The sequence below is a fragment of the Phycicoccus sp. genome (assembly GCF_035325325.1).
Lineage (GTDB): Bacteria > Actinomycetota > Actinomycetes > Actinomycetales > Dermatophilaceae > Phycicoccus.
In genome coordinates this window covers 21,330-27,835 of sequence record NZ_DAOLAC010000045.1, presented here as the reverse complement: position 1 = coordinate 27,835, position 6,506 = coordinate 21,330, and the positions used below count along the sequence as shown (strand labels likewise).

The following is a 6,506-nucleotide window of genomic DNA, read 5'->3' as shown; positions in this document are numbered from 1 at the left end:
GGCGGGGCGCGGCGGGGGAGGCGGTCGACCAGGTCGACGTGCACGCCGCGGGCGCCAATCGGGGTCGGTGTGTGGAGGTGCGGGCCGGGGTGGACGGGCTGACCGACTGGTTCGGGTCCCTGCCGACCGCCACGAGTGCTGCGATGTGGTCCGCCGTCGAGGAGCTGGCCGGGCAGTACCGGCAGGTCGACACCGACCTCTCCCTGCCCGAGGCACGTGCCGACGCCCTCGCCGACCTGGTCTTGCGCAACGTCACCGTCTCCGCACAGGTCACCCTCGGCGTCCCGGTCGTCACCGATGCCGCCACGGCCGAACCCGTGACCGGGGAGCAGTTCCGGGTCGAGTGGGACGACGACGAGACCGTCGTCGACGCCGTCACCGGTGCGGTGACCCGCTACGCCGACCTCGACCCGGCGAGCCGGGAGGAGCTGTCCTGGCGGGAGGAGCCGGTCGAGGCGACCGGGGACCTGACGAGCGTCATGGCGCCCGTGTCCCTCGGCACCGCGGTGTCCGGGGCGCAGCTGCCGAACGTGGGTTGGGTCGACGCCACCACGATGGCCAACCTGCTCAAGACCGTGCCGCTGGAGGTCGCCCGGGCCGTCCTCGACGCCGAGACGGGCACTTTGGCCTCCCTGACCACTGCCGCCTACCGACCACCGGGGGCGATCGCCGACTTCGTCAGGACCAGGGACGGCACCTGCCGCATGTGGGGCTGCACCCGACCCGCCGTGCGCTGCGACCTCGACCACGCGCGGGCCTGGCCCGACGGCCAGACCACCCCCACCGAGCTCGAAGCCCTCTGCCGCCACCACCACCGGTTCAAGCAGACCGGACGCTGGCGACCCGTCCTCGACCCCGACGGCACCCTCACCTGGCACGGCCCGAACTCAGCGACCCGCACCACCGAACCCCAGCACCGCCGGTCGTGCCTGCCCCTGACTACAGTCCCCGCATGACCGTGGGGATCGTCGTGCACTTCCACCCGGGACGGCCGCACGGCGACACCACGGTGATCGAGGCCATCGCGGCCTCCGGGGTGTACCGCAGCCAGTGGGAGACCGGGACGTCGAACGGCGGCCTGACCGCGGTCCCCGGAGGTGCCCGATGGCGCTGGGAGAGTCGCCTCTTCGAGGGGCGGTACGACCGCTCCGACCCGGCCGCGCGGCCGGTGTACGGCGCCTGGAACCGACGGGGCGACACCTTCGGCGCGTCACCGCGCTTCGGCTCCGCCTACCTGCGGTTGCGGCCGGAGGTGACGGCCCGGGCCACCTTCTGCTGGCCGGACAGCGTCTACCACCCGACGGCCGTCGGAGGTCCGGAGAAGGTCGACGAGCTCTGCCGGCTCGCGGACGCCGGGGTGCACGACCACACCCTCCTGCCCGAGGAGGCCGCCGGGCTCCCGCTGGACGACCCCCTGAACGACTACGTGGAGGCGCACGTCCACGGGGGCCTCGAGCTCGCCCGCGACGTCGAGGCCGTGGTCGTCGACCCCAGCGACCACGAGATGCATCAGGAGGCGCTCGCTCGGCTCGGCTGTCCCGTCGAGGCGCACCCCGGCTACCGGGTCACCGCCGAGTCGATCGACCCGGCGTACCGGGGTTCGGTCCCGGTGGAGCTCGCTCGCAGGCTCGGTGGGGACATCACCCCGGCACGGTTGCTCGACGCCTGGCGGACGGCTGACCCCCAGGCCGTCAAGTGGCTCTGGCACTGCCTGGCCCGGTTCGGCCGGCAGGAGGCGAGGTCCGGGTCCTGACCCCTGCGGACCGCTCTCCCCCCGGTCCTTGTGGGCCGACCCCGGCCGGCGCAGGGATCAGCGGACCGGCTGCAGGTGCTCGACGTAGGTGGTCATGTCCTCGAAGGTCGCGGTGCCCGTGACGAGGGTGGCCAGCTCGCCGGAGCCGCTCGGCGGCACCGAGAGCAGGCTGTTCTGCACCTTGTTGTCGCGCACGTACTTGTCCCAGGTGCGTCCGGCGATGTCCACGGTCCCCTCGCGCGGAGCCCGGTTGGTCTGGGCCGCGACCCACGCGCGGCTCGGGTCCTTGGTCTGCTCGACGGCGACGAAGGTGCCGGAGGGGGTGCGGTAGCCGACGTGCCACGTGCGGAAGCCGTCGGTCACCGGGACGTAGCGCACCGAGGTCGGGGTCCAGCCGTCCGGAAGACCCACCGGCTCCACGATCGGCCAGCCCGAGGACTTCGCCACCTCGAGGGCCTTCGCGTGCACGTCGACGGGCGGCCCGCCGACGCTGTCCACCCGGGGCACGAGGAGCACGAGCACGAGCACCATCCCGAGCACCGCGAGCAGCGACAGGACGAGGTTCTTCGTCGACCCCATCGAGTACCGGCTCTTCGGCACCTGGGGGGCGCTGGGCGTGGTCACCACCCCATGGTCGCCGACGGACACCGCAAACCCGCAATCGACCCCGGCGATAGGGTTCGACATGCCGCCGTCGGCCGCTCCGGCCGGCGCCGGGCCACCCGCCGCCGCGAGAGAGGTCAGGATGTCGTGAGCGCCACCGCGCCGCCGGTCGTCGTCGTCGGCGAGCTCCTCGTCGACATCGTCAGCCACCCCGACGGCCGCAGCGCCGAGCACGTCGGCGGCTCCCCCGCCAACGTCGCCGTCGGGCTGGCCCGCCTCGGCCACGACACGCACCTCGCCTGCCTCGTCGGCGAGGACGAGCGAGGCCGCCGTTGCGCCGAGCACGTCGAGGCCGGAGGGGTCCACCTGCTGCCCGGTAGCCGCAGCCCGCAGCACCCCACCTCCACCGCGCTCGCGACCCTCGACGGCTCCGGTGCCGCCTCGTACGTCTTCGACCTGCACTGGGACCTCCCGCCGGTTCGCCTCCCGGCCGGTACCGGCCACCTGCACACGGGCTCGATCGCGACGACCCTGACCCCGGGGGACGCCGAGGTCGAGGACGCGATGCGCCGAGCGCGGGCCCAGGGCACGGTGTCCTACGACCCCAACGTGCGCCCGACGATCATGGGCGACGTCGACGAGGTCCGTCCGCGGGTCGAGCACCTCGTCACCCTCTCGGACGTCGTCAAGTGCTCCGAGGACGACATCGAGTGGCTCTACCCCGGCGAACTGGCCTCCGCCGTGATGGCCCGCTGGGCGGCCCTCGGCGCCTCGCTCACCGTCGTCACGCTGGGCGGTGAGGGCGTCGTCTGGCGGGCCGCGACCGGCGAGGAGGCCCGCGCCGCGGCGCGCATCAAGGACGTCGTCGACACCGTCGGCGCCGGCGACTCCTTCATGGCGGGTCTGCTCTCCGGCCTCCTCGACTCCGGCCTGCTCGGCAGCACCGACGCCCGGGCGCGCCTCGCCGCCGCGGGCCTCGACGACGTGCGGCCTGCGATCGACCGCGCCCTCGCGACGAGCGGCGTCACGGTCCGCCACGCCGGCGCCTACGCCCCCACCCGAGAGGAGCTGCGATGATCGAGTTCGCCTACGAGGACCTCCTGCCCGTCGGCGCGGACGAGACGCCCTACCGGCTGCTGACCACCGAGGGCGTCGAGACCCTCGAGGGCCCCGGCGGCCGCCGCTTCCTCCAGGTCTCCCCCGAGGCGCTGCGCCTGCTCACCGAGACCGCGATGCACGACATCGCCCACTACCTGCGCCCCGCCCACCTCCAGCAGCTCGCCAACATCCTCGAGGACCCGGAGGCGAGCAACAACGACAAGTTCGTCGCCCTCGACCTGCTGAAGAACGCGAACATCGCGGCCGGTGGTGTCCTGCCGATGTGCCAGGACACCGGCACCGCCATCGTCATGGGCAAGCGCGGCCAGCACGTGCTCACCGACGGCACCGACGAGGAGGCGCTGAGCCGCGGCGTCTACGACGCCTACACGCGGCTCAACCTGCGCTACAGCCAGATGGCCCCGGTCACCATGTGGGAGGAGCGCAACACCGGCTCCAACCTCCCGGCCCAGGTCGAGCTCTACGCCGACACCGCACCCGGGCACGAGACGACCTACAAGTTCCTCTTCATGGCCAAGGGGGGCGGCAGCGCCAACAAGTCGTTCCTCTTCCAGGAGACCAAGGCGATCCTCAACCCGGACGCCATGACGCGCTTCCTCGACGAGAAGCTGCGCAGCCTCGGCACGGCCGCCTGCCCGCCCTACCACTTGGCCATCGTCATCGGCGGCACGAGCGCCGAGTTCGCCCTCAAGACAGCGAAGTACGCCAGTGCCAAGTACCTCGACCAGCTGCCCAAGCAGGGCGACCCCGCCACCGGCCACGGCTTCCGCGACACCGAGCTCGAGGAGAGGGTCCTCGAGCTGACCCGGCAGTTCGGCATCGGCGCGCAGTTCGGCGGCAAGTACTTCTGCCACGACGTCCGCGTCGTCCGCCTGCCCCGGCACGGCGCGAGCCTGCCCGTCGCCATCGCCGTCTCGTGCTCCGCCGACCGACAGGTCCTCGGGAAGATCACTCCCGAGGGCGTGTTCATCGAACAGCTCGAGACCGACCCCGCCCGGTTCCTCCCCGACCAGACCCATGCCGGCCTCGAGGACGCCGAGGGAGTGTCCGGTACCGGAGCCGGCGCGGTCGTGCCGATCGACCTCACCCGACCGATGGACGAGATCCTCGCCGAGCTGACGAAGCACCCCGTCAAGACCCGCCTCAGCCTCACCGGCCCGCTCGTCGTCGCCCGCGACATCGCCCACGCGAAGATCAAGGAGCGGCTCGACGCGGGCGAGGAGATGCCGCAGTACCTCAAGGACCACCCGGTCTACTACGCGGGCCCGGCCAAGACCCCGGAGGGGATGCCGTCCGGCTCGTTCGGCCCGACGACGGCCGGCCGGATGGACTCCTACGTCGACCAGTTCCAGGCCGCCGGCGGCTCGATGGTCATGCTCGCCAAGGGCAACCGCAGCCAGCAGGTCACCGACGCGTGCCGCACCCACGGCGGGTTCTACCTCGGCTCGATCGGCGGACCGGCCGCGCGCCTCGCACAGGACTGCATCAAGAGCGTCGAGGTGCTCGAGTACCCCGAGCTCGGGATGGAGGCGATCTGGAAGATCGAGGTCGAGGACTTCCCCGCCTTCGTCGTCGTCGACGACAAGGGCAACGACTTCTTCGCCGGCGTGACCAAGCCGGTGGCCTTCACCATCGAGAAGAGGACCGGACTGCTGTGACCGACACCCCGACCACCCCGACCACCCCGAGCATCCCCACCGACTTCGACGACCTCCTCGCGGCGAACGCCGAGTTCGCCCGCACCTTCGACCTCGCCGGCTTCGACGGCGTCGCGCACGCCGGCATCGCCATCGTCACCTGCATGGACAGCCGCATCGCGCCGCTCGCCATGCTCGGCCTGCACCCCGGCGACGCGAAGATCTTCCGCAACCCGGGCGGCCGGGTCACGCCCCAGGCCCTCGAGGCGCTCGTGCTCGGAGTGCACCTCCTGGGCGTGCGGCGCATCCTCGTCGTCCCGCACACCCGGTGCGCGATGGCCTCGAACACCGAGGAGGAGCTGCACGAGCGGGTCAGCGCCTCCGCCGGCGTCGACGCCTCGTGGCACGACTTCAACGTCGTCCCCGACCAGCGTGCCGCGCTCGAGCACGACGTCCACGTCGTCCGCTCGCACCCGCTGATCGGCGAGCGCGCCCTCGTCGGCGGGTTCATGTACGACGTCGACAGCGGCCTCATCAGCCGGCTCGTGTGACCGTCCGGCTCGAGCGCATCGCGCTCCACCCGGTCAAGAGCACGGCCGTCCGCCCGGTGCGGCACGCCGTCGTCGAGCCGTGGGGCCTGCGCGGCGACCGGCGCTGGATGGTCGTCACGCCCGACGACGAGTGCCTCACCGCCCGCGAGGACCGCGGCCTGTTCGCGGTGACCGCCGACACCCCGGACACCGACGCCGGCCTCGACGCCGCCCTCCGGCTGCGCACCCCCGGCCTCGAGGACCTCACCGTCGAGGTGCCGCACGGGCCGGCCCGCCCGGTCACCGTGCACGGCCGCGGCCTCACCGCTCGCGATGCGGACCCCGCGGCCCACGCGTGGCTGCGGGAGGCGTTGCAGCGCGACGACGTCCGCCTCGTCCACGTCGCCGAGCCACGGCCGCTGAGTGCCACCCACGGACGTCCCGGCGAGGCCACCGCCTTCGCCGACGCGTACCCCGTGACCCTCGCCTCCCTCGCGTCGCTGCGCCGGCTCCAGGACTGGGTGGCCGAGACCGCGCTCGAGCGCGGCGAGGACCCCACCGTCCTCGCCGTCGAGCGCTTCCGGCCCAACCTCGTCGTCGACGGCGACCTCGAGCCGTTCGCCGAGGACGGCTGGCCGGCTGTCACCGTCGGCGCGGTCACCTTCCGGGTGCCCAAGCCGGTCGACCGCTGCGTCATGACGACCGTCGACCCCGTGACCCGCGAGCGCGGTCACGAGCCGATCCGCACCCTCGCCCGGCACCGGAGGTGGGAGGGCACGACGTGGTTCGCCGTCCAGCTGGTCCCGGAGGTCTCGGGAGACGTCCGGGTGGGGGACGAGGTGCGGCCCGCCGGGTAGGTTGCGG

6 protein-coding genes and 1 pseudogene are annotated in these 6,506 nt (G+C 73.0%); 6 read left to right on the top strand and 1 reads right to left on the bottom strand.

The features are described from left to right. Together PKA89_RS18515 and PKA89_RS18510 are read left to right on the top strand one after the other, a co-directional pair. Nucleotides 1-956: pseudogene (locus PKA89_RS18515) on the top strand (HNH endonuclease signature motif containing protein); the annotation flags it as partial. Then, nucleotides 953-1,753 (top strand): DUF3626 domain-containing protein, encoded by an 801-nt coding sequence (locus PKA89_RS18510; protein ID WP_324422041.1) that lies wholly within the window; start codon nucleotides 953-955, stop codon nucleotides 1,751-1,753. The pseudogene PKA89_RS18515 and the gene PKA89_RS18510, both read left to right, overlap by 4 nt. 57 nt (nucleotides 1,754-1,810) lie before the next feature. Here PKA89_RS18510 and PKA89_RS18505 read toward each other — a convergent pair whose 3' ends face one another. Next, on the bottom strand, nucleotides 1,811-2,377 hold the full coding sequence (locus PKA89_RS18505) for a DUF4245 domain-containing protein (protein ID WP_324422040.1): 567 nt from the start codon (nucleotides 2,375-2,377) through the stop codon (nucleotides 1,811-1,813). Between the two features lie 126 nt (nucleotides 2,378-2,503). Between PKA89_RS18505 and PKA89_RS18500 the strand changes: the two genes are divergently transcribed. Genes PKA89_RS18500 through PKA89_RS18485 form a run of 4 tightly spaced genes read left to right on the top strand, consistent with a single transcriptional unit; the run spans nucleotide 2,504 to nucleotide 6,499 of the window. Next, entirely contained in the window at nucleotides 2,504-3,433 is a 930-nt protein-coding gene (locus PKA89_RS18500) for a PfkB family carbohydrate kinase (RefSeq protein ID WP_324422039.1), read from the top strand. Then, nucleotides 3,430-5,133, top strand: a complete 1,704-nt coding sequence (locus tag PKA89_RS18495; RefSeq protein WP_324422038.1) for a fumarate hydratase — start codon at nucleotides 3,430-3,432, stop codon at nucleotides 5,131-5,133. The genes PKA89_RS18500 and PKA89_RS18495 overlap by 4 nt, the downstream gene beginning before the upstream one ends. Continuing rightward, entirely contained in the window at nucleotides 5,130-5,663 is a 534-nt protein-coding gene (locus PKA89_RS18490; RefSeq protein ID WP_324422037.1) for a carbonic anhydrase, read from the top strand. Before PKA89_RS18495 ends, PKA89_RS18490 begins: the two co-directional genes overlap by 4 nt. After that, a complete protein-coding gene (locus tag PKA89_RS18485) occupies nucleotides 5,660-6,499 on the top strand; it encodes an MOSC N-terminal beta barrel domain-containing protein (protein ID WP_324422036.1) in 840 nt (279 codons plus the stop codon). Before PKA89_RS18490 ends, PKA89_RS18485 begins: the two co-directional genes overlap by 4 nt. Nucleotides 6,500-6,506: the final 7 nt, after the last annotated feature.

Excerpts from the sequence above, each read along its gene's own strand:
- PKA89_RS18510 (WP_324422041.1), top strand. The coding sequence starts at position 953 with ATGACCGTGGGGATCGTCGTGCACTTCCACCCGGGACGGCCGCACGGC.
- PKA89_RS18495 (WP_324422038.1), top strand. The coding sequence starts at position 3,430 with ATGATCGAGTTCGCCTACGAGGACCTCCTGCCCGTCGGCGCGGACGAG.